Raw genomic sequence first — 21,435 nt, 5'->3', positions numbered from 1 at the left:
CTGATACTGGTGGGCATAACGCCCAGGCCGCTCACCATCACCGAGGGCCTGACCTTCAACTACCTGCAGAAGCAGGTGCGCGGCCACTACGGCGGCTTCCCCGAGTCAGTCTCCGAGCTGGTGCAGCTGACCGCGGCCGGACGCCTCGACCTGGCCCCCTCCATCACCGACCACATCCCGCTCGTCGAGGCCGCCGACGCCGTCCACCGGCTGGAGAACAAGATCGGCGACCCGATCCGCCTCATCCTCGTCCCCTGACGCCCGTCAGCAGGACGACAAGCCACCCTGGGCAGGGGTGAGTGGGCGCCGGTGCGTGAGGGAGCACCGGCGCCCACGGCTTTCCGGCAACCGTGGAGAGAAAGAACCATGCAGACGACCGACACCCCGGGCCGTACTTCGCAGCGCAGGGATGCCCACTCCAACCGCCGACGCATCCTCGCGACCGCCCGGCAGAAACTGCGGGAGGACCCGGACGCGAGTCTCGACAGCATCTCGCAGGCGGCCGGCGTCGCCCGGCGCACCCTCTACGGACACTTCCCCAGCCGACACGCGCTGATCGCCGACCTGACACAGGAAGCAGGCAATGAACTACGGCAGGCGTTCGCCGGAGCCCGTACCGCGGATGCCGACCCGGTCGAGGCGATGACACGGATGGTGCTGGCGGCATGGACGGTGGGCGACCACTACCGCGTGCTCATCGCCTTGGGACGGCGCCATCTGGGAGAGGACGAGATCCGCACCACCCTGGCACCGGCCCGCGCTGAGGCCGTCGCAACCCTACGGCGCGGTCAGCGCGAAAGCGTCTTCGCGGACCACCTTCCAGCACCCGTGCTCGCCCAAGCACTGGAGGCACTGATGCTGGCCCTCGCCGAGGAGAACGCCGCATGCCCCTGGGCAGACCCCACTGGTGCGGCCGCGGCAACCGCGTTCCTCGTCGCCGCCGGCGTAGCACCACAGAGGGCCGCGCTTCAGGTGCAGGAGGTCATCGGGCGAGACCGGGCAGCGGGCGACGGGTGACCTCGTGTGCGTCGTCCGCAGCGAGGCCGAGCATGCGCAGGACCATCTCGGCCAGGTCGGAGGCGGCTTCGTCGCCGTCGAGGTCCGGGCGGTCCAGCCGGAGAGCCACCAGCGAGAGCAGGGTGCCGCCCAGGGCGGACAGGGCGGTGGTCGCGTTGCCACAGGTGAAACGGCCTGAGGCGATGCCGATCTCCAGGTCGCGCAGGGCGCGTGGGGAGAGGCCGCGGTCGGAGTGGATGTGGGCCAGGCCGCGGTCGCGCAGGATTCGCAGGAGTTCCGGGTGGGAGTCGGCCATCCGGGCGGTGAGCCGGAAGCCGACCGCGACCAGCTCGGCCGGGTCGTCGATGCCTTGCACGCATGCGTCGATGACCTGCCCGAACTCCTCCAGGGCGTCCGTCACCGCCGCGTCGAACAGCTCCGTCTTCGACTCGAAGTGGTTGTAGAAGGACCCGAAGCCGACATCGGCGCGCTCGGCGATGGCCTGGATGCTCGCGCTCGTGTCCCCGGTCTCCGCGAGGATCTGCCGGGCCGCGCGGACGAGCGCCTGGCGGGTCTCGGCACGGCGTCGCTCGAAGCGGTTCTTGGGCGGGGCTGACGTCGGCATAGGGCCCAGTGTAACCGGCGCAACGATGACGCTGCCATTACTGATGGGATCCTCAGTTATTTGGGCTGCACCTATTGACGACGAGAAACGGCAGAGTTGATGATTTCCTCATTACGGCAATGTTGCTTGGAGGACACCATGTCCCACATCCCCGTTGACAAGGGCGGTCCTCTGACGCCCCACCAAGACCTCCACAGTGAGCAGGGCGCCCTGCGCGGTGAACACCCCGGACGATCCCGGAATCCCGTGATCAAGGTGGCGGATCTGGCCTGGCTGGAGTTCGAGAAGCCGGACCTGGACCGGGCCGAGGTGTTCGCCCGTGACTTCGGATTCGCCGTCGCCGCCCGCACCGAGCGGGAACTGTGGCTGCGCGGCACCTTCGCGGGCTCCCCCTGCATGGTCATCCGCCGCGGGTCGGCATCCCGCTTCATCGGGCCGGCGTTCCGCGCGGCCGAACGGGGCGATCTGGACCGACTCGCCCGCGCGACCGGTAGTGAGGTCCGGGACATCGACGTACCCGGCGGCGGACAGTCGGTCACGCTGCTCGATCCCTCCGGCTTCCCGGTCCGGGTCGTGCAGTGCGCCGAGCAACTGCCCGCTCTGCCCGGGCAGCAGCCCCTGATCATCAACACCGGCATCGAAGGCCGCCGTACGAACGCCACCCAGCGCCCGCCCCGCGAGCCGTCGCGTATTCAGCGGCTCGGGCACGTGGTGCTGGAGACACGGGTGTTCACGCGGGCCCTGAACTGGTATCTGGACACGCTCGGAATGATCGTCAGCGACTTCCTGTTCCTGGACGGGCAGCGCCAGCGCGGGCCGACCATGGCGTTCATCCGCTGCGACCAGGGCAGCACGCCCGTGGACCACCACACCCTCGCCCTGCACCTGGGGCCCGGCACCGGCTACGTCCACTCCGCCTACCAGGTCACCGACCTGGACGCGATCGCCGCCGGCGGTGAGTACCTGGCCGAGCGCGGCTACCGGCGCAGCTGGGGCATCGGCCGGCACATCCAGGGCAGCCAGCTCTTCGACTACTGGCGCGACCCCGACCGCTTCATGCTGGAGCACTTCGCCGACGGCGACCTGTTCTCCTGCGACCTCGAACCCGGCTGGGCGCCGATGTCGGCGAGCGGCCTCGCGCAGTGGGGGCCGCCGGTCACCCGCGACTTCCTGGGCGCCAACCCCTCCCCCGCCAAGCTCCGCGAGGTCATGACGGCCCTGCGCGGCGACAACGAACTCGACCCCGCACGCCTGCTGGGCCTGATGAAAGCGATGAGCTCATGAGCACCAACGTTCTGCGCACCCCCGACGGCTGGTGGGCCGTCCGGGGCGAGCGCGCCGTCCGTATCGAGACCAAGGCGGTCACCACCGCCGAGCTGATCGCCGACCGGGACGCGGTCCGCGAGGCCGCCGCCTCCGACGACAGCGGCACGCCCGTCGCCGGTCTGGTGGCACTGCCCCCGGTCACCACCCCCTGCCGGGTGGTGGCCCAGATGGTCAACTACCGCAGCCACGCGAAGGATTCGGGCTTCACCGGCGACATCCCGCCCACCTTCTTCCGCAAGGCGTCCGGCTCGGTCAGCGGTCCGCACGAGCCGATCGTCCGCCCCGCGCACGTGAGGTTCCTCGACTACGAGGTGGAACTCGGCCTCGTCATGGGCGCGCCGCTGCCCGTGGGCACCGTCGTCGAAGAGCAGGACCTCCCCCGCTACGTCGCCGGCCTCGTCCTCACCAACGACGTCAGTGCCCGCGACGTCCAGCTGACCAAGACACAGTTCTACGAGAGCAAGTCCTACCCGACCTTCACACCGACGGGGCCGTACCTGGCCCTGCTGGAGCCCGAGGACTTCGCACGTCTGATCGACCTGCGGCTGCGGCTGTCGGTCAACGGCGTACCGCGCCAGGACCGCACCCTTGCCGACATGATCGTACGACCGGCGCAGGCGCTCACCCTGCTCGCCCGCTTCCAGACCCTCGACCCGGGCGACCTGCTGCTGACCGGCACACCCGGCGGCACCGCCCTGAAGGCCCCGCCCAAGCCGGTCGAGAAGATCGCAGCCCTGCTGCCGCCGGCGCTGAAGTGGAAGGCGTTCTTCAACGGTCAGGCCAAGAACCCCCTGTACCTGCAGAACGGTGACCTGGTCACCGCCACCATCGCCACCCCTGACGGGCGGATCGACCTGGGTGAGCAGCGGACCGCCGTGACGGACGCGACGTGAGCGCCGCATCCCGGAGGCCGGTGGTCATCATCGGTGCGGGACCCGTCGGAGTCACGGCCGCGCTCCTGCTCGCCCGGCAGGGAGTGCCCAGCCTGCTCCTCGAACGCCACCGGGACGTCTACCCCTTGCCGCGCGCCGTCGTCGTGGACGACGAGGTTCGCCGGATCCTGCAGAGCGTCGGCGTCCACGAGGAGTTCGCCACCCTCGCCCGGCCGGCGCCCGGGTTGCGGCTGCTGGACGCCCGGCGCCGCGTGATCGCCGAGTTCCCGCGGTCCCTGCACGGCCACCACGGCTTCCCGCAGACCAGCATGTTCGACCAGCCGGAGCTGGAACGGCTGCTGCGCGACGCCCTGGCCCGTCGCCCCGAGTGCGAGCTGCGGGGCGGGGTGGAGGTCGTGTCCGTCGACCAGGACACCGACGGAACGGCTCCGGTCCGGGTCACCTTCCGCCGCGACGGCAGCGACGAGGACGAGCAGGTGTGGGCCGACGCCGTCCTCGGCTGCGACGGCGCCGGCAGCCTCATCCGCGACGCCATCGGCGCCGTGTGGGAGGACCTGCACTTCGAGGAGAGCTGGCGGGTCATCGACGTACGCACCAGCCTCCCGGTGCGCACCTGGGAAGGCGCCGAGCAGATCTGCTGCCCCACCCGGCCGGCCACCTTCATGCGAGTCGGCGAGGACCGCTACCGCTGGGAGTTCCGGCTGGCCGAGGGCGAGTCCACGGACGGCCCGGAGGGGCTGGAACAGCTGCACGAGCTGGTCGCCCCCTGGGTCGACCTGCCGTCCGCCGCCCGCGGGAGCGGCGACTTCGAGGTGATCCGGCAGGCGCGGTACACCTTCCGGGCCCGCCTCGCCGACCGGTGGCACCGAGGACGCGTCTTCCTGCTGGGCGACGCGGCCCACCTCACCCCGCCCTTCATCGGGCAGGGCCTGTGCGCAGGCCTGCGCGACGCCCGCAACCTCACCTGGAAGCTCGCCCGCGTCCTTCAGCAGGGCGCGGACGACCGTCTGCTGGACACCTACCAGCAGGAGCGCAAGCCACACGCCCGCCACGTGATCCGTGTAGCGGTAGCCGTCGGCTGGGCCATGACCGGGGGGCAGGACCGCGGTGCGGCCCTCCGCCGGGCCGTGGTGGGCGCGGCATGCCGCATCCCCGGCGTGACCGCGGCGGTGAGCCGCGACCTCAGCCCCGCACTGACGGCCAATCCGCTGGTACGACGCCGCCCCCGGCTGACCGGCCGTTCTCTGGCCGGCACCTTCTGCCCGCAACCCTGGGTGCTGTACGACGGCACGCGAGAGCGCCTGGACGACATCCTCGGGGACTCCTTCGCCCTCCTGACCGCTGTGCCGCCCACGGCACGGATGACGGACGTGGCCACGGCCCTGGGCGCATCCGTGATCCATGTCGACGACCTGGACGACGACGGCACCCTGGCCGCCTGGCTGGCACGCGGCCGGGCGGACGCCGCCCTGCTGCGCCCCGACCGCGTCGTGATGGACACCGTCCCCACCGGCACCGGCGACTTCACCGACGCCGCCGCCTGGGCTCCGCTGCTGCACACGGCCCGCCGCCCCGCCGAAGCCCGGCCCGCACCCTGACGAGGAACACCACACCATGACCACCCCGCACTCCACGCCCTGTCCGGAGCCCTTCCTGCCGCCCGACCCCCAAGCGGCCGCCGGCAGCCGCATCGCGGACTTCGCCCGCTGGGCCGCCCGGCACCAGGGCACCGACGGCATCCAGGACCCCACCGACTACCAGGCCCTGCACCACTGGTCCGTCACCGACCTGGAAGGCTTCTGGGCCGCGGTGTGGGAGTACTTCGACATCGACGCCACCACACCGTACGAGCGGGTGCTGGCCGAGGAGACCATGCCCGGTGCCTGCTGGTTCCCCGGCGCCACCCTCAACTACGCCCACCACGCACTGCGCAACCTGCACCCGGACGCACCCGCGATCACCGCACTGGACGAGACCGGAGCCGCCTACGAGATCACGGGACGACAGCTGCGCGCCCGCGTCGCCTCCGTCGCCGCCACCCTGCGCGACCTGGGCGTCGGACAGGGCGACAGGGTGGTCGGCTACCTGCCCAACACGCCCCACGCCGTCATCGCCTTCCTCGCCGCGGCCAGCCTGGGCGCGGTGTGGTCGGTGTGCGGCCAGGACTACGCGCCCAAGGCCGCAGCCGACCGCTTCGCCCAGCTCGAACCCACGGTGCTCATCACGGCGGACGGCTACCTCTTCAACGGCACCGCGCACGACCGCCGCGCAGCCTCCCTCGACCTGGCCGCCGCCCTGCCCACGCTCAAGGCCACGATTCTCGTGGACCACCTGGGCCTTGCGTGGCCCGCGACCCGGGCCGCGAGGCTGACGGTTCCCTGGGAGGACGCGGCAGGCCGCACCGAGTACCTCGCCATCACCCCGGTTCCGTTCGACCACCCGCTGTGGATCGTCTTCTCCTCCGGCACCACCGGCCTGCCCAAGGGCATCGTCCACGGCCACGGCGGCGTCCTGCTGGAGCACCTCAAGACCCTCGGCCTGCACTGCGACCTGGGCGTCGGGGACCGCCTGCTGTGGTACACCACCACCCACTGGATGATGTGGAACCTGGTCGTCTCCGCCCTGCTGACCGGCGCCACCACCTGCACCTATGACGGCAGCCCCGCGCCGGTCGCACGCCCGGACGTCCTGTGGGAGCTGGCGGCCCGCCACAAGGTCACCGTGTTCGGCACCAGCCCCCAGTACCTGCTGGCCATGGCCAAGCTGGGCATCGAACCCTCCGTGCACGACCTGTCGGCGATCCGCGTCATCGGCTGCACCGGCTCCACCCTGCCCGCCTCCGCCTACCCCTGGGTCCGCGACCACGTGGGCGCGGGCATCCAGCTCGCCTCCACCAGCGGCGGCACGGACGTCGTCTCCGGCTTCGCCGGCAGCGCCCCCACCACCCCGGTGTGGGCGGGTGAGCTGTCGGCTCCCAACCTCGGCGTGGCGCTCGCGGCGTACGACGGCGCGGGACGGCCGGTCGTCGACCAGGTCGGCGAACTGGTCGTCACCCGCCCGATGCCGTCGATGCCGCTGTACTTCTGGAACGACCCGGACGGCAGCCGCTACCGCGACGCCTACTTCACCGCCTACCCGGGCGTGTGGCGGCACGGCGACTGGGTCACCCTCACCTCCCACGGCTCGGTGATCGTCCACGGCCGTTCCGACGCCACGCTCAACCGCAACGGCGTGCGCCTGGGCAGTGCCGACATCCACGACATCGTCGAACGCCTCCCCGAGATCACCGAGGCCCTCGTCATCGGTGCGGAGGAACCCGACGGCGGCTACTGGATGCCCCTGTTCGTCGTCCCCGCGCCCGGAGTCACGCTGGACGACGCCCTGCGGGAGAAGATCCGCGACGCCGTCCGCACCGGCGCCTCGCCCCGCCACGTACCCGACGAGATCCTCGCCGTGCCGGCCATCCCGCACACCAGGACCGGCAAGAAACTCGAGGTCCCGGTCAAGCGCCTGCTTCAGGGCGCCCGCGCCGAGCAGGTCCTCAATCCCTCGGCGGTCGACAACCCGGACCTCGTCGCCTACTTCGCCGACCTGGGGGCCGAACGCCGCCAGGCCCGTCACCGGCACACCGTCAAGGACGCCTCATGAGCCTCTACGCCGCCCTGGGCTGTCCGATCGTGCTGATCTTCGCCCTGCTGGGCGTGGCCAAGATCCTGGCCCTCGGCCCGATGCCCGAGCTGGCCGCCCACGCCGGCTTCACCACCTCGGCCTACCGGCTGATCGGGGCGCTGGAGCTGGCGGGCGCCATCGGCGTGGCGATCGGCCCGGCCCTGCCCTTGTTCGGAGAGGTGGCCGGCCTCGGCCTCCTTGCGCTCCTCGCCGGTGCCGTGACCACGCACGTGCGCAAAGGAGACGGGCCGCCCAAACTCGTCCCCGCGGTCATGTGCGCCGCGCTGGTCGCCTGGTATCTGGTGGTCCTTTCCGGTGGCGGGTCGTGACATCGGCTGCGCGCCGTAGCTGCCACCTCTGACAGGCGGGACCGCCGTGCTCGTGGGCCGCCGCGCGCAGGCGGCAGAGGACCCTGAGTGCCGTTAGCGAGCCCACGCCGGGGCTGACACACTGAATCCGTGGTTCCACTGATGACCGCGACCGATCAGGCCGCGTCCTCATCACTCACGGGCGCCGGCGTGGTGTCGGTCTGCGCGTTGCTCTTCACCGTGGCGTCGTTCTGGTGGCTCAACGCCAGACAAGGGCGGCTGAAGACCTGGGAGCCTCACGCCTTCGCAGCGATCATTCACTCGTCCACGGCCCGCCTGCGGCTCCCGCTCGTCCTTCACAACACCGGCCCCAAGCCGATCGTCGTACAGGACCTCATCCTGACCTTCCCCGACGAGCCCGCTTCTCACCTGCCGCTGCTGTGGGTGTCTACACCGTCCCGCCTTCAGCCGGGGCCGGACGAGGATGCGAAACTGCCGGCCGGCTTCGTCGTGCCCGGCAGAGAAGCGCAACAACTCTTCCTCGAGTTCGAGGCACCCTTTTCCGGGTTCGTGCCGGAAGCCCGTGACTACAAGGTCCAGCTGCAAGCAAGAGTCGGCCACCGCAAGGGGTGGCGCCGCCTGCTGTCGTTCACCCTGCGGGCCGCCAACATCATCGATCCGGATCGCTACACCGTCTACAACAACGCACCGGTCGAGCTGACGAAGGAGGATCAGAGAAGAGCGGATGCCGCACTCCTTGAGTTGTTGCAAGAGCAAGGGGACGACTCCGCGCCGGGCGGCAGGAGACCGCGGCGTTCTTCCCATGACGACGGCGACGCCGGTACGAGCCGCTGACGCAGCACCCGCCGGCCGAGCACCGCTCCTGCTGCGATCAGACTGGAAGGCGGGGCCGATGAACCGGGAGGCGGGACCACGGCGGATCACCAGGCAGTGCGCTCCGGCCAGGGCGCCGCGCAGAAAGAGGGTGTCCCCGGTGCGGGCGGCGGTGGTGGAGCCGAAGTCGTGGGCGAAGGTCTCGGCGCGGTCCAGGTCGGGCTTGGTGAACTCCAACCAGGCCAGGTCGACCACCTAGACGACGGGCTGGGCGGCGCGGCCGGGGTGCTCCCCGCGCAGGGCGCCCTGCTCGCTGTGCAGACCCTGATGGGCGTCGGCAGTGGGGCGGCCGGGGTGGGTGTCGGGTCGTCCACGGGGTTCCTTCCTGTGGCTCCACGACCTGTGGCGAGGGTGGGGCGGGTGCCGCTGTGTCCCAGAGGCGAGGCGGAGATGAGGGTGGGGGCCCGGCCCGCCGACTGCGGCGGTGGTCGGCAGGCCGGGTGGCACGGCGGTGAGCGGTTCCTACCGTGCGAGGAGGGAGTCCAGTGCGGCGGTGAGTTCGGCGACCGGGTCGGTGGCCGCGCCATGGACGCGCCAGCCGATGAAGCGGTCCGGGCGCACGAGGACGGCGCCTTGCGGTGTGTGGCCGCGGGCGGCGGTCCAGGTGGAGCGCAGGTCGCGATAGTCGCCGTCGACGTGGCCGATCCGGATGGCGTCCAGCGGCAGCCTCCTCTCGGCAGCGATCTTTTCGGCGGCCTCGCGCCAAGCCTGGCCGTCCTCCCCGGCGATCAGCAGGAACCGGCCGGGGCGCACCAGGCGGGCCAGGGCCACGCGATGCCCGTCAAGGTCCTCCAGCCAGGCGTGGGGCAGCGGGTGTCCGGGGCGGGCGGAGGGCTGGTAGATGCGGACCGGGTCGGGGTTCTCCGCTGCGGGAGTGCCGTCGGGGACGACGGCCGCGGACTCGTACGTGTAGCCGAACTCGACGCCCAGTTCGTTGAACTCCATGGACTGGGCGGCCACGGCGGCCAGGAAGGTGCGGCGGAAGTCGCCGTCGGTGGGGTCCTCGCTCCACAGGCGGCGGGCCTGCCGCCAGTTCTCCTCCTCGTCGGCCCCGGGGCCGCCGCCGAAGAGGGCGTTGATGGCGATGTGGTTCATGGCGTTCTCGAGCGAGCGCTGGACGTTGGTGGCGTCCACGGGGCGCCGCTCGGCCTCGTAGCTGTCCAGCAGGGCGTCGTCGGCATGGCCGTTCAGCACGGCGGCGAGCTTCCAGGTGAGGTTCTGGACGTCGTGCATGGCGGAGGTCAGGCCGAGGCCGCCGGTGGGCGGATGCCGGTGGGCGGCGTCCCCGGCGATCAGGACGCGGCCGGCGCGGTAGCGGTCGGCGACCACGCCTTCCAGTGTCCAGCGGGAGATCATGTGGACCGTCAGGTCCTCCTCGCTCAGGCCCAGCCCAGTGCGCAGGTCGGCCAGGACGGACTCGTCGTCCAGCGCGCGGCCGTCATCGGGCCCGTAGTTGAGGTGGAAGACCCACTCCTCGGACTCCGGGCCCCAGTGGTCGGGGCCCATGGGCACGAGCACGCCCGGGATGCCGAGGTCGGGCAGCCACAGCCAGCGGATCAGCACGTCGGGGTCGGTCGCCACCTGGGACAGGTCGGCGGAGATGTGGAAGGAGACGACGCGCGCGAGGTTGCGCACGCCCTCCTGGACGATGCCCACGGCGGGGCCGACGGTGCGGCCGCCGTCGCAGCCCAGCAGGTAGCGGGCCCGCACCCGGCAGGTCTCGCCGGTCTCGCGGTCGGTGACGGCGGCGGTGACGCCCTCGTCGTCCTGGGCGAGTTCGGTCAGTTCGTGGTGGAAGCGGACCCTGCCCGTGGCGAGTTCCTCGGCGCGGGTGCGCAGGACGGGCTCCAGGCGGATCTGGGGCAGGTTGGCCTGCCGCTCGGGGCTGGCCGCGAGCCACTCCGGAGAGTGCCCGCCGGCTCCCCAGGCCTCCATCCTGGCGACCCTGCGGCCGTAGTCCTCGTGGTCGCCTGCCAGGCCTACGTACCAGGCGGTGTGGGACATCTGCTCGGCCGGGGCGGAGGCGGCGTAGATGGTGTCGGCCACGCCGGCGTCGCGCATGATCTCCATGGCGCGCTGGTTGAGGACGTGGGCCTTGGGCAGGACGGAGGTGCTGGGCCAGGCGGTGACCAGCAGGGACTCGATGCCCATGCGGCTGAGCAGCATGGAGGCGGTGAGCCCCGCACCGCCTCCGCCGACGATGAGGACGGGGACGTCGATGTCGTTCATGGGTACTCCATGGGGTGTCGCGGCTCGAGGCCATGGGGTGGGGACGGCTCAGGAGAGGCAGAGGAAGAGCGCCGAGTGCGTTTCCCGGTCGATCGAGCGAGGCGGGGTGCCGGTGCCGTTCGCGGTTTGAGCGAGCGGCGGCGCACGGATGCGAAAGGGTGGTCGTTCCGAGAGGCGCCCGCTCGCTGCGGGCGGGCGTCGGCAGCCCGGACGGCACGGAGGGGATGCCGGAAACAGTGGTGTCGATTCAGAGGCCGCACCCGGCCTCGGCGGCCGAGGCGGTGAGATGCGGTGGGTGCCGTCCGCGCCGTGCGAAAGGCGGCTGCGGAGGCGGACTGGGTACGAACGCTGTGCTAGGCCAGCCACCGCGTGGAGGCGCAGGGCGGCAGATGCTGGCGGACGTCGATGCGGCTCATCGTGATGCTCCTCGGAGCCCAGGCGGCGGCGATGCTAGCCGCCGACCAGCGCGACGAGATGGGCTGCGGCCAAGGCACCCGCGATGGCGGCCGGCAGGCAGCGGGCCGCCGGATCGCCGCTGCGCAGGTGGACGACGACGGCGCCGGCCATAAGCAGGATCAGGCCGACCGATGCGGCGGCACCGAGCGCGGTGATCCGCAGGCCGAGCAGCAGTCCGGCCGCTGCCGCCACCTCCAGGGCACCCAGCAGGCGGTAGTGGGTGGTGGTCATGCCGACGTGGGCCGCGGCCTGGCGCATCGCGGGCAGCGCCGCGAGCTTGGCCGAGCCGAGCAGAAGGAATATCCCGGCGAGGAGCACGGCGAGAACGATGGCGGTGGTGCTCATGTGGTTTCTCTCTCAAGTGGCTTGCTGGGGGCGTACTGCCAGTGCAGGACGTACCGATCGAGGGCTGCCGTGACCCTGCTCCGTACCGCCTCGTCGGCAGGGGCGGGCACCGTGACGCGCACGCCTCCGTCGTGCGGCCGGCACAGAATGCGTTCCGGGTCGCAGTCCGCGCCCTGGGCGACCAGTTCGGCGTGGACGGCGCGGCGGGTGGCGTCCAGGCGCAGGCCGAGCTTGTAGGGCTTGCCGACGGCGGTGAGCGGGATGGCGTCGATCACGAGCACCTCGCGCGGGGTGGCGGCGCGTTCGGGGACCCGTTCGGTGGCCCAGGTGAGCAGTTCGGCGGGCTCGGTCCGGGCGCCGGGGGCGAGGGTGACGTAGGCGACGGGCACCTCACCGGCGTGCGGGTCGGGGCGGCCCACCGCCGCGGCGGCGGTGACCTCGGGGTGGGCGAGGAGGGCGTCCTCGATCGCGGCGGGATCGATGTTGTGGCCCCCGCGGATGATCAGGTCCTTGGCTCGGCCGGCGAGATGGATGAAGCCGTCGGCGTCGATGCGGGCCAGGTCGCCCGTGTCCAGCCAGCCGTCGCGGATCTTCCCGGCGGTCTCCAGGCGAGGCCCGTGGGCGGTGTGCTCGGCGACGTACCCGGCGAAGACGACCGGACCGCTGACGGCGAGCACCCCGGTGGCGCCCGGCGGCAGGTCGTGCCACTCACCGGTGTCCGGGTCGATCCGCACGGTCTTGACCTGCTGGTAGGGCAGGCGCCGGCCGACACTGCCGGGGCGAGTGTGGCCGGGCAGGCCGAGGGCGGAGGCACAGGTCGCCTCGGTCAGCCCGTAGCCCTCGCACAGGGGGATCCCGGTGTGCTTCTCGAAGGACTCCCGTACGGCGGGCGGCAGCGGGGAGGCGCCGACGGCGGCGAACCGCATTCTTGAGACGTCCGCGTCGACGGGGACACGGGCGAGGACGGAGTACACGGTGGGCACCGCCGACATGGCGGCGATGCGGTAGTGCTCCACCAGCTTCCAGAACACTGGATACAGCTCGGGATCGCGGTAGCCCAGCGGCCCGGCCCACACCACTTCCCGGCCGCGCAGCAGCGGGCCGAGCAGGGTGACGATCAGGGCGTTGACGTGGAACAACGGCAGCGCCGCGAACATCACCGATTCCTCGTCGAGAGGAATGCTCGCGGCCACCATCCAGGCGTCGACGACCTCGTTGGCGTGCGTATGGGCGGCAAGCTTGGGGATGCCGGTGGTGCCGCCGGTGTGGAAGTAGGCGGCCAGGTCGTCGGCGGCCGGCGACTCGATGTCCACCAGCCGGTCGGCGGGATGGGACGCGGCAAGCTCCGCGAGGTAGCCGACGCGTACGCCCTTGATGGGGTCCAGAGCGGGGGCGGTGCCGTCAGCCAGGGTGGGGGTCAGTGCCAGCAGCGCGTCCAGCCGCAAGGCCGCGGCGACCTGCCGGGCTGTGGCCCATACCTGTGCATCCAGCTGCGGACCGGCGGCGATGAGCACCCGCGCGCCGCTGCGCCGCAGCAACTGCTCGACGTGCTCGGACGCCAGGCCCGGGTTGACCGGGGCGGCGATGCCCGCTGCCTGCGCGGCCAGCAGCGCGCCGGGAAGCTCCGCGGTGTTCGGCGCGAGCAGGCCCACGGCGTCCCGGCGGGTCACGCCTAGAGACCCCAGCAGATTGGCTGCGCGATGCACCTGGCCACGCAGTTGCGCGAAGGTGGCTGTGGCGGGGCGCAGGAAGCGGGCGGCATCGGGTAGCACCCTCAGGGCCGGCCGGTCGGGCCACAGGCGGGCGGCGCGCAGCAGGGCATCGTAGGTGGTGGCGGGCAGGCCGCGCTCGTGCAGCGGTACGGCCTCGATCGCGGACAGGTCCGCGCTGCTGTCGGGGGCGGGCCACAGCAGGTCGGTGGGTGTGCGTGTCACCGGTGCGCCTTTGCAGGGTGAGGGATGGGGTCAGGTGGCCGGCCCGGTACGGGGATGCCGGGCCGGCCGGTCCCGGGCGGGGGTCCCGGGAGCCGTCAGCGGGCGCGCACCACCGTGCGCTGCTCGCCGAGATCGAGTGCGCCGTCGTCGGTCGCGATACGGGCCGTGACGACGTCGCCGTCCTTGAGGTAGTCGGGGTTCGCCTGCTGGCGGGCGAAGAACTTCTGCCAGCGCTTGTGCGGGGGAATCAGGGCGGCAAGCGTGGCCAGGAGCCTGCCCGGAGACTTCAGGGCGGTGCCGCCTGGGGTTCCGGTGAGCAGGACGTCACCGGGCTGCAGGTGCTGGAAGCGGGCGAGCAGACCGAGGGCGTGGGCGGGCCGGACGATCATGTCCGTGGTGGTGCGGTCCTGCCGGGTGGCCCCGTTGACCTTGAGGGTGAGCCGCAGGTCCGGCAGGCGGGCCAGGTCGTCGGCGTCGACCAGGAGCAGCCGGGGCCCAAGCGGTGTGAAGGTCGGGTACGACTTGGACTCGTAGAATTGGGTCTTGGGCAGTTGCAGATCGCGGGCGCTGACGTCGTCGGCGACGACGAGCGCGGCGACGAACGCCGGCAGGGTGGAGTCGGTGACCTCGGTACCGACCGGCAGATCGGCACCCATCACCAGCCCGAGCTCCACCTCGTAGTCCAGGAAACGCACGTGCTGTGGACGCTTGATGTCCTGGTAGGGCCCGCTGACGGACCCGGACGCCTTACGGAAGAACGCCGGCGGAACGGTGTCCGGGTCGAATCCGGAGTCCACCGCGTGGGAACGGTAGTTGACCATCTGCGCCACCACCCGGCAGGGCGTGGTGACGGGCGACAGCAGCTCGGCCTCTCCAACCGAAACCCCGGCGTCGGGGTCACCCGTGGCGCGGGCAGCCGCCTGCTGCACGGCGGAACGGTCGGCGAGCAGGCCGGCGGTGGTGTCCGCTTCGGTGTCGACGCGGTGCAGCCGTCCTGTGCCGCTCTCCACCCACCAGCCGTCTCTGGTGCGGACGACCTGGATACTCATCGGCTCTCCTGAGTCCTGGACAGGCACCGACCGGAACGCTCCCGCGAGCAGCTCCAGTCAGCAGTGATGAGAGAATCAGTCCAGATGACGACCCCGTCAACTGCAGTCAGTCGTGATGAAATAATCAAATCTGATTCGCCTGATCATGGTGGAGAGATGAGTATCGATCGACAGGGCAGGGCCAACACACCCAGCCACACGCCCAACCGCGTGGACCGACGCAAGGCGCGCACCCGTGCCGCGCTGATCGCCGCCGCACAGCGGTTCCTCGCGGATCAGGGGCGGACCGACGTGAGCATCCAGGAGATCACCGAGGCGGCGGACGTCGGCTTCGGCTCCTTCTACAACCACTTCACCAGCAAGGACGAGCTGTTCGACGCGGCCGTCGCCCTCACCCTGGAGGAACACGGCGCACTCCTGGAATCCGTCGTGGGAGACCTGAAGGACCCCGCGGAGATCTTCGCCGCCAGCGTCCGCCTGACCGGCCGGCTGCAGCGCACCCACACACAGATAGCCAGGATCCTCGTCCGTACGGGCATGTCCTATCTGACTTCCGACAGCGGATTGGCTCCGCAGGCGATGCGGGATCTGCGGGCCGCCGCCGACACCGGACGGCTGGACATCGACGACCCGCGCACTTCTGTGGCCATGGTCGGCGGCGCCCTGCTCGGAGTGCTCCACCTACTGGAGACCCGCCCGGACCTCGACGCCGCGCATGTTTCCGACCAGCTGGCCTTCCGCCTGCTGCGCATGTTCGGCATGACGCGCGCCGAAGCCCAGGAGATCGCCACTCGGCCCCTGCCATCGCTGCCCCGGACCTGACAATGGTGAGCAAGTTCGGTGACGCATGCGGATGCGACCGGCGCCCGTAACGCGGTCTACCGCACGCCGCACCCGCGCAGAGACACGTCGCCCATCTCCGCCAATGTGACGCTCAAGGGGGGCGGGGCGGATCCCCGACGGATCTCCGTGCAGAGGACGGTTGTGCCTGCCCGGGAGGCGCCCCGGGCGACGACCTTTCCGTCCACCAGCACCTCGGTCGAGCCGGAGGCACCTGTCAGCTGGACACCTGCCGCACCAGCAGCGCGCCAGGGAACGCAGGGTGGCCAGTGTGATCTGCCCCTGGGCGCCGGGGCTCTGACGGCTGTCGGTGAAGGTGCTTCCGAGATGTTGACAGGCTTGCGCGATCATGAGCAGCCCGCCGACGAGAAGCTCGTGCGCCCTCAGCGGGGCAGGCATCGCCTCAGAGACCTCCAGAGGCGTTCGACTTTGCAGAGGCGAAGGCTATGGCCTGTTGGTCGCCAAGGGCCCCGGGCCGCATCTACCGCAGGCGTGTGTCATCACTGCGCCCTCGCGTCGAGTGCTCGGGGGAGCAGAACCCGAGGGGTACGGTGCCACCGCCGGACACTGCAGCGCACCGCTCGGAAGCCGCCGCCGACCGCGTCTGCAGAGGCTTGTCGTCGAACGCCTCTCTCACAGACTGCCCCTGTAACGGGGGTTATGGCTGTGTGGGCCCGACCAGGTGGAAGACCTCCCGGGCAGCGTAGCGTTTGAGGCATCGGACAATTTCGCGACGGGTCTTGCCCTCCTTGATGCGGCGTTCGTGGTAGTCCTGGGTGCGCGGGTCGACGCTGCAGGCGGGTCTGCACGATCCGGTGCCCGCCCGCGGAACGCTCCGCAGGGCTGACCCCGCACAGCGCGGCGAAAGACACGTCACTGCCCAGGCGTTCCGGGTTGTCCCCTACCGTGATCAGCGAAGTGACGGCCGTGTCCGGACCGGTACCCGCCACCGTGAGCACCTGCGGAGCGTGGTGTTCCACGAGCCGGGCCAGGCGTCCTTCCAAGTCCTGGATCTGCTCGGTGGCTGCCCGATTCGCTGGGCCGGCAGACACAGGGTGATGCGGGTGGCCCGCGGCACCGCCTCATCACCGTCCTCGTCGTCCTTGCTGTCGTCGGCGAGCCGTGCGCAGGTACGGAAAAGGTCTGCATTGCCCAGCCCGGCCGGTTCTTCCCGCAGGTTCGGGGCGGCACTGACGAGGACAGCCTTGAGCTGATTGATCGCCTGGGTGCGCGCCTTGACCGCCGACCGCTTGGCGAGTGTGTACACCCGGGCGATCAAGTCCCAAGGCCCAGGCGGCAGCGGTGGGGCCGGCTCCGCGTTCGGTCAGCAGGGGGACGAACGCAGTCACGACGGCGTACATCGCGAAGCCGTTGAAGGTGAGCGCGGCGGCGAGCAGCAGGAATGGTCGGCTACGGGCCGCCGAACCACTGTCGCTCGCCCGTTGGGTGGGGTGCGGCGGAGGCGATGGCCATGGGGCTCGCAGGGCCGGCGCGTGGGCCGGAACGGTGACCACCGCGAGGATCAGCGCCAGGATGGTGTGGGTGGTGCGCCGGCTGAGACATTCGGCGCGAGCGGCCGTCAGGGGGCGAAGGCGGTGGAGGCCAGTCCGTCGGCGAGGGTGACGATGGTGGGCGCACGGACGCGATCCTCTCCCCACCAGCGGGTGAGAGCCGCGAAGGCCGGCTGGTAGAAGGTGGCCGCCATGGACAGCCCGGCCAGCAGCCACGCCGCCGTGAAGGCGAGCAGGTTGGGTGCGTGGGCGATGGCTGGTACGGCGGCCGCGCCGAGGAGGGAGCCGGTGGTCATCACGGCGCGGGGCCGCGACCGGTTCCCCGCTTCGGTCACGGCCCCGCCGGTGTGGAGGTCGGGCATCCCGGTCAGCAGCAGCCGTCCGCGGCGACCGGTTCCTTCGCGCCGGTCCCGGCCTCGGCGGCGCAGCGGGTGCTGCTCTGTTGCTTGGCCAGGGTGTCGGCGTCGGCCTTGACGACGTAGACCTCCCAGGGTTCCTGTCCGGGGCCGTGGACCCAGACCTTGTCCTGGAGGGCGTAGCAGCAGGTCGTGTCGTTCTCCACGTCGGTGGCCAGGCCGGCCTCAGTCAGGCGGGCGGTGGCGGCGTGGACAGCCTCGGGCGTCTCGACCTCGACGCCGAGGTGGTCCATGCGGGTTGCCTCGCCCGCGGCGCCCTCGATCAGGACAAGCTTGAGCGGGGGTTCGGTGATGGCGAAGTTGGCGTAGCCGTCACGGAGTTTGGCGGGTTCGGTGCCGAAGAGCTTGCTGTAGAAGGCGATGGACGCGTCGAGATCCGGAACACGCAGGGCGAGTTGTGCGCGGGACATGGCGAACCTCCTGGTGTGGATGCGGGTTTCAGCAGCCGCCGGGGGCGGTCGGGACGCCGAGGCCGATCTGCAGGGTGGCGGGGGCTGCGCAGCATCCGCCTCCTTCGCTGCTCTGGGCGGCGTCGGGGTCGTCGAAGAGGCCCGCTCCGCCGCACACGCCGGTCTCCGGGAGGGTCAGTTCGACGCGCTCGGCGGCCTCGTGGTCGCCAGCGAGGGCGGCGGTGATGGAGCGGACCTGCTCGTAGCCGGTCATGGCCAGGAACGTGGGGGCGCGGCCGTAGGACTTCATGCCGGCCAGGTAGACGCCCTGCTCGGGGTGGGAGAGCTCGTTCACGCCGTGCGGGTGGACGGTGCCGCAGGAGTGCACGTTGGGGTCGATGAGCGGGGCGAGGGCGGTCGGGGCCTGGAGGCGCTCGTCGAGGCCGAGGCGGATCTCGGAGAGGAAGGAGAGGTCGGGGCGCAAGCCGGTGAGGACGATGACCTCGTCGACCGGGTCGAGGCGGCGGCCGTCCTCGGCGACCAGGATCAGGCGGCCTTCGGTGTCCCGCTCGATGGCCTCCGTACGGAAGCCGGTTGCCGCGCCGGCGTGGCCCGCCTCGACGGCGGCTTTGGCGCGCAGGCCCAGTGCGCCGCGGGCGGGGAGCTGGTCGGCTTCGCCGCCGCCGTAGGTGTTCGCGCTGATGCCGCGGCGCAGGATCCACACTGCGTGTGTGCCGTCCTCCTCCTCTGCGAGGTCGGCGAGGTGGGCGAGGGCGGTGAAGGCGGAGGCGCCCGAGCCGACGACGGCGGTGCGCCTGCCCGCATACCTGGCGCGGACAGTCGGGTCGCTGAGGTCGGGAACGCGGTAGGAGATGCGGTCCGTGGCCGCCTTCTCCCCGAGGGCGGGCAGGCCGTTGGCGCCCATCGGGCTGGGGACGGACCAGGTGCCGGAAGCGTCGATGACCGCGCGGGCCGTGATGCGCTCCTCCTGGCCGCCGGCGATCTGGATGTGGACGGTGAAGGGCTGCTCGTCGCGGCCGGAGTCGACCGTGCGGTCGCGGCCGGCGCGGGCGACGCCGGTGACCTTGGCGCCGTAGCGCACCTTGTCGCCGAGGGTGTCGGCGAGCGGCTGCAGGTACTTCTCGGCCCAGTCGCCGCCCGTGGGGTAGGTGGAGCCGTCAGGGCGCACCCAGCCGGTCGGTGCGAGCAGCTTCTCGGCGGCGGGGTCGGTGACCTCGGCCCAGGGGGAGAACAGCCGCACGTGCGCCCAGTCGCGTACGGCGGTGCCGGCCAACGGTCCGGCTTCCAGGACCAGCGGTTCGAGGCCGCGCTCGGCGAGGTGGGCGGCGGCGGCAAGGCCGATGGGGCCTGCTCCGATGACCACGACGGGCAGCTGGTCGGTGGTGGGCGCGCTCACTGGGTTCCCCTTTGATTCGACGTTTGTCGATGGCTTGTGCGGGCCAGCATGGCACTTGAATAGGCAGGCGTCAATATAGACATCCATCGAATTCGCTGGAGATGGGCGCGACGTGTCGCCGCCCCTCCCTCCCGCACCCGGGGGAACGAGCCCGGCCCTCGCCGGCCTGGTTCGACATGTGTCAACATAGACACATGTCGAATACGAAGCTGCTGCCGCTGCTGGACCCGGAGGGCTCCGACGTGGCGGCGTGCTGCCCGCCCCTCACCGAGCGCCCGCTGACCGCTGACGAGGCGGAGAAGAGCGCCCGGATGTTCAAGGCGCTCGGCGATCCGGTGCGGTTGCGGCTGTTCTCGCTGGTCGCCTCGCACGAGGGTGGCGAGGCGTGCGTGTGCGACATCTCCGACGTCGGCGTCTCGCAGCCGACCGTCTCCCACCACCTGAAGAAGCTCAAGGATGCCGGGCTGCTGACTTCCGAGCGGCGCGGCACCTGGGTGTACTACCGGGTAGAGCCGTCAGTGGTCGCCGCAATGGGCCGGATGCTCGGCACCCTGGGCTGAGTCGACCGCACAAACCGAACAGCGAGCGGGTGGTTCGGGGGATGGGGCGTCGGTGGACCGTCAGGTGATCCACGCGGAGTCGCGCCCGTACGACGTTCCACCGGCTCCTCGACGGTGCCGCCGAGGCCGACCTCCGCGCAACTTGATCCGGCCGCTGCCGCTCCTGCTGCGGCTCTTCGGCTGGCACTTCGATTTCCACCGTCGACAGCTCACGTTGACCGAGGGCCGCTGACCTGCGGGCAGCCTGTCCCGCTCAGGACAGTCCGGCTTCACCGGCGGGCCGTGAGTACCAAGCCGGACAGGGCCAGCAGCATCCATACCGAAGGTAGGCGAAGGCGGCCGTTGGTGAGAAGGCAGTCCACAAGGACGCCGACGACGGCGGAGGCGGCGAGGTTGCCCGGGGACTGCACCGTGACCAGCAGGCCGAAGGCCGAGCCACACAGGTCCTTGGGGGCGAGTGTGGCGACGGCGGAGTGTTGCGCTGTTCCGACGGCGCCGATGCCGACGCCGGCCAGGAGGAAGGGGATTGCCAGAACGGCGATGGCCGTGCCGCTGACGGCGAACAGCCCGTAGGAGGCGGCGAAGGCCGCGGCCCCGGCCGCCAGAACGAGCAGCGGGCCGCGTGCGCCCAGCCGGTCAGCCCGGTGTGGTCTTCGCGTCGAGGATGACGAAGTCGAGACCCAGGCGGCGCAGGTGGTAGCCGGCGGCGAGCCCGGCCTGACCGCCGCCGATCACCAGCACGTGCGAGGCCGTCGTCATACGGTCGGCTGCTCCTCGGCCGTCCGGCCGGGCATGAAGATGAGGGCCACCAGGGCCAGCCCGACCACGGCGCCGACGAGCTGCATGCCGATGAAGGCCGCAACCGAGCCGGGTGCGATGCCCGCGAAGGTGTCGGTGAAGGCCCGGCCGATCGTCACCGCCGGGTTGGCGAAGGACGTGGACGAGGTGAACCAGTAGGCGGCGCCGATGTAGGAGGCGACCGCGACGGGGGCGAAGCGCAGCCGGTCGGTGCGGGCCAGGCCGAAGATCAGCAGGATCAGGCCCGCGGTGGCGACGACCTCGCCGAGGAACAGGTGTCCGGCGGAGCGGTCGTGGGTGGACCACTTCACCAGGGGCTCGCCGAACATCGCATCGGCCAGGACCGTGCCCGCGATCGCCCCGGCGATCTGCGCGGGGACGTAGACGGCCGCCTCGCGCAGGGTGACGCCGGCGCCGCCGCGGCGGGCAGTGAACCACTCAGCCAGGGTGACGGCGGGGTTGAAGTGTGCGCCGGAGACCGGTCCGAGCAGGGCGATCAGGACGCCGAGGCCGAAGACGGTGGCCGTGGAGTTGGCCAGCAGCTGCAGGCCGACGTCCTTGGTCAGCCCGGTGGCCTGGATGCCGGAGCCGACCACGACCGCGACGAGCGCCGCCGTGCCGACCAGTTCAGCAGCGGCCTTGGCCAGCAGCGGAGGGCTCTGCGGCAGGGCGGCGCCCGGTGCGGGCTGCGGCTCGGTGTCCGCCGCTATGGCGGATTCCCCGGCTCTGTCGTGCTCGGTGGCCTCGGTGGCGGTCAACAGGACTCCTCGGTGCGTTCGA

At 71.4% G+C, this 21,435-nt stretch carries 20 protein-coding genes and 3 pseudogenes; 10 read left to right on the top strand and 13 right to left on the bottom strand.

The window, feature by feature from the left end; translation table 11 throughout:
* Both ACFW2E_RS06690 and ACFW2E_RS06685 read left to right on the top strand, forming a co-directional pair.
* Window positions 1-258: pseudogene (locus ACFW2E_RS06690) on the top strand (zinc-binding dehydrogenase); the annotation flags it as partial.
* 108 nt (window positions 259-366) lie between these two features.
* Complete coding sequence (locus tag ACFW2E_RS06685; RefSeq protein WP_384462409.1) at window positions 367-1,017, top strand: TetR/AcrR family transcriptional regulator; 651 nt, start codon at window positions 367-369, stop codon at window positions 1,015-1,017.
* On the opposite strand, the gene ACFW2E_RS06680 is transcribed toward ACFW2E_RS06685, so the two are convergent.
* On the bottom strand, window positions 983-1,621 hold the full coding sequence (locus ACFW2E_RS06680; protein WP_365245067.1) for a TetR/AcrR family transcriptional regulator: 639 nt from the start codon (window positions 1,619-1,621) through the stop codon (window positions 983-985). The genes ACFW2E_RS06685 and ACFW2E_RS06680 overlap by 35 nt on opposite strands.
* A 138-nt stretch (window positions 1,622-1,759) precedes the next feature.
* On the opposite strand from ACFW2E_RS06680, the gene ACFW2E_RS06675 reads away from it, so the two are divergent.
* The 6 genes from ACFW2E_RS06675 to ACFW2E_RS06650 all read left to right on the top strand — a co-directional run bounded on the left by ACFW2E_RS06675 (window position 1,760) and on the right by ACFW2E_RS06650 (window position 8,672).
* Complete coding sequence (locus tag ACFW2E_RS06675) at window positions 1,760-2,905, top strand: VOC family protein (protein ID WP_384462406.1); 1,146 nt, start codon at window positions 1,760-1,762, stop codon at window positions 2,903-2,905.
* On the top strand, window positions 2,902-3,840 hold the full coding sequence (locus ACFW2E_RS06670) for a fumarylacetoacetate hydrolase family protein (protein ID WP_384462403.1): 939 nt from the start codon (window positions 2,902-2,904) through the stop codon (window positions 3,838-3,840). Before ACFW2E_RS06675 ends, ACFW2E_RS06670 begins: the two co-directional genes overlap by 4 nt.
* The gene (locus ACFW2E_RS06665; RefSeq protein WP_384462400.1) at window positions 3,837-5,438 is read left to right on the top strand and encodes a bifunctional 3-(3-hydroxy-phenyl)propionate/3-hydroxycinnamic acid hydroxylase; all 1,602 of its coding nucleotides are present in this window, start codon (window positions 3,837-3,839) and stop codon (window positions 5,436-5,438) included. The genes ACFW2E_RS06670 and ACFW2E_RS06665 overlap by 4 nt, the downstream gene beginning before the upstream one ends.
* A gap of 16 nt (window positions 5,439-5,454) precedes the next feature.
* Window positions 5,455-7,488: an acetoacetate--CoA ligase gene (locus ACFW2E_RS06660; RefSeq protein WP_384462397.1), complete on the top strand. Its 2,034-nt coding sequence runs from the start codon at window positions 5,455-5,457 to the stop codon at window positions 7,486-7,488.
* Window positions 7,485-7,838 carry a DoxX family protein gene (locus ACFW2E_RS06655; RefSeq protein ID WP_384462394.1) on the top strand — a complete coding sequence of 118 codons (354 nt, stop codon included), beginning with the start codon at window positions 7,485-7,487 and terminating at the stop codon, window positions 7,836-7,838. Before ACFW2E_RS06660 ends, ACFW2E_RS06655 begins: the two co-directional genes overlap by 4 nt.
* Window positions 7,839-7,979: 141 nt before the next feature.
* On the top strand, window positions 7,980-8,672 hold the full coding sequence (locus ACFW2E_RS06650; RefSeq protein ID WP_384462415.1) for a hypothetical protein: 693 nt from the start codon (window positions 7,980-7,982) through the stop codon (window positions 8,670-8,672).
* 39 nt (window positions 8,673-8,711) lie between these two features.
* Here ACFW2E_RS06650 and ACFW2E_RS06645 read toward each other — a convergent pair.
* The 5 genes and pseudogenes from ACFW2E_RS06645 to ACFW2E_RS06625 all read right to left on the bottom strand — a co-directional run.
* Window positions 8,712-8,906, bottom strand: a pseudogene (locus ACFW2E_RS06645) (2,3-dihydroxybiphenyl 1,2-dioxygenase); the annotation flags it as partial.
* 267 nt (window positions 8,907-9,173) lie between these two features.
* Window positions 9,174-10,940, bottom strand: a complete 1,767-nt coding sequence (locus ACFW2E_RS06640; RefSeq protein WP_384462391.1) for an FAD-dependent monooxygenase — start codon at window positions 10,938-10,940, stop codon at window positions 9,174-9,176.
* Between the two features lie 450 nt (window positions 10,941-11,390).
* Entirely contained in the window at window positions 11,391-11,741 is a 351-nt protein-coding gene (locus ACFW2E_RS06635; RefSeq protein WP_384462388.1) for a DoxX family protein, read from the bottom strand.
* Entirely contained in the window at window positions 11,738-13,675 is a 1,938-nt protein-coding gene (locus ACFW2E_RS06630) for an acyl-CoA synthetase (protein ID WP_384462385.1), read from the bottom strand. Before ACFW2E_RS06630 ends, ACFW2E_RS06635 begins: the two co-directional genes overlap by 4 nt.
* A gap of 95 nt (window positions 13,676-13,770) precedes the next feature.
* A complete protein-coding gene (locus tag ACFW2E_RS06625; RefSeq protein ID WP_384462382.1) occupies window positions 13,771-14,724 on the bottom strand; it encodes a fumarylacetoacetate hydrolase family protein in 954 nt (317 codons plus the stop codon).
* A gap of 156 nt (window positions 14,725-14,880) precedes the next feature.
* Between ACFW2E_RS06625 and ACFW2E_RS06620 the strand changes: the two genes are divergently transcribed.
* Window positions 14,881-15,546, top strand: a complete 666-nt coding sequence (locus ACFW2E_RS06620) for a TetR/AcrR family transcriptional regulator (protein WP_051371398.1) — start codon at window positions 14,881-14,883, stop codon at window positions 15,544-15,546.
* Window positions 15,547-16,064: 518 nt separating this feature from the next.
* On the opposite strand, the gene ACFW2E_RS06615 is transcribed toward ACFW2E_RS06620, so the two are convergent.
* From ACFW2E_RS06615 to ACFW2E_RS06595, 5 genes are all read right to left on the bottom strand, one after another.
* The gene (locus ACFW2E_RS06615) at window positions 16,065-16,514 is read right to left on the bottom strand and encodes a transposase (RefSeq protein WP_384462412.1); all 450 of its coding nucleotides are present in this window, start codon (window positions 16,512-16,514) and stop codon (window positions 16,065-16,067) included.
* On the bottom strand, window positions 16,475-16,831 hold the full coding sequence (locus tag ACFW2E_RS06610; protein ID WP_384462378.1) for a hypothetical protein: 357 nt from the start codon (window positions 16,829-16,831) through the stop codon (window positions 16,475-16,477). The genes ACFW2E_RS06615 and ACFW2E_RS06610 overlap by 40 nt, the downstream gene beginning before the upstream one ends.
* 312 nt (window positions 16,832-17,143) lie before the next feature.
* Window positions 17,144-17,437 carry a hypothetical protein gene (locus ACFW2E_RS06605; protein ID WP_384462375.1) on the bottom strand — a complete coding sequence of 98 codons (294 nt, stop codon included), beginning with the start codon at window positions 17,435-17,437 and terminating at the stop codon, window positions 17,144-17,146.
* Between the two features lie 5 nt (window positions 17,438-17,442).
* Window positions 17,443-17,901 (bottom strand): ArsI/CadI family heavy metal resistance metalloenzyme, encoded by a 459-nt coding sequence (locus tag ACFW2E_RS06600; protein ID WP_384462372.1) that lies wholly within the window; start codon window positions 17,899-17,901, stop codon window positions 17,443-17,445.
* 28 nt (window positions 17,902-17,929) lie between these two features.
* On the bottom strand, window positions 17,930-19,297 hold the full coding sequence (locus tag ACFW2E_RS06595; RefSeq protein WP_384462369.1) for an FAD-dependent oxidoreductase: 1,368 nt from the start codon (window positions 19,295-19,297) through the stop codon (window positions 17,930-17,932).
* A gap of 194 nt (window positions 19,298-19,491) precedes the next feature.
* On the opposite strand from ACFW2E_RS06595, the gene ACFW2E_RS06590 reads away from it, so the two are divergent.
* Window positions 19,492-19,857: an ArsR/SmtB family transcription factor gene (locus tag ACFW2E_RS06590; protein WP_384462366.1), complete on the top strand. Its 366-nt coding sequence runs from the start codon at window positions 19,492-19,494 to the stop codon at window positions 19,855-19,857.
* 639 nt (window positions 19,858-20,496) lie between these two features.
* Here the strand turns inward: ACFW2E_RS06590 and ACFW2E_RS06585 are convergent.
* Both ACFW2E_RS06585 and ACFW2E_RS06580 read right to left on the bottom strand, forming a co-directional pair.
* Window positions 20,497-20,616, bottom strand: a pseudogene (locus tag ACFW2E_RS06585) (NAD(P)-binding protein); the annotation flags it as partial.
* Entirely contained in the window at window positions 20,613-21,413 is an 801-nt protein-coding gene (locus tag ACFW2E_RS06580; RefSeq protein WP_384462363.1) for an aquaporin, read from the bottom strand. The pseudogene ACFW2E_RS06585 and the gene ACFW2E_RS06580, both read right to left, overlap by 4 nt.
* Window positions 21,414-21,435 lie beyond the last annotated feature (22 nt).

Origin of the sequence: Streptomyces sp. NPDC058964, assembly GCF_042741275.1 — a bacterium.
Lineage (GTDB): Bacteria > Actinomycetota > Actinomycetes > Streptomycetales > Streptomycetaceae > Streptomyces.
This window is presented reverse-complemented; position numbering and strand designations above follow the sequence as displayed.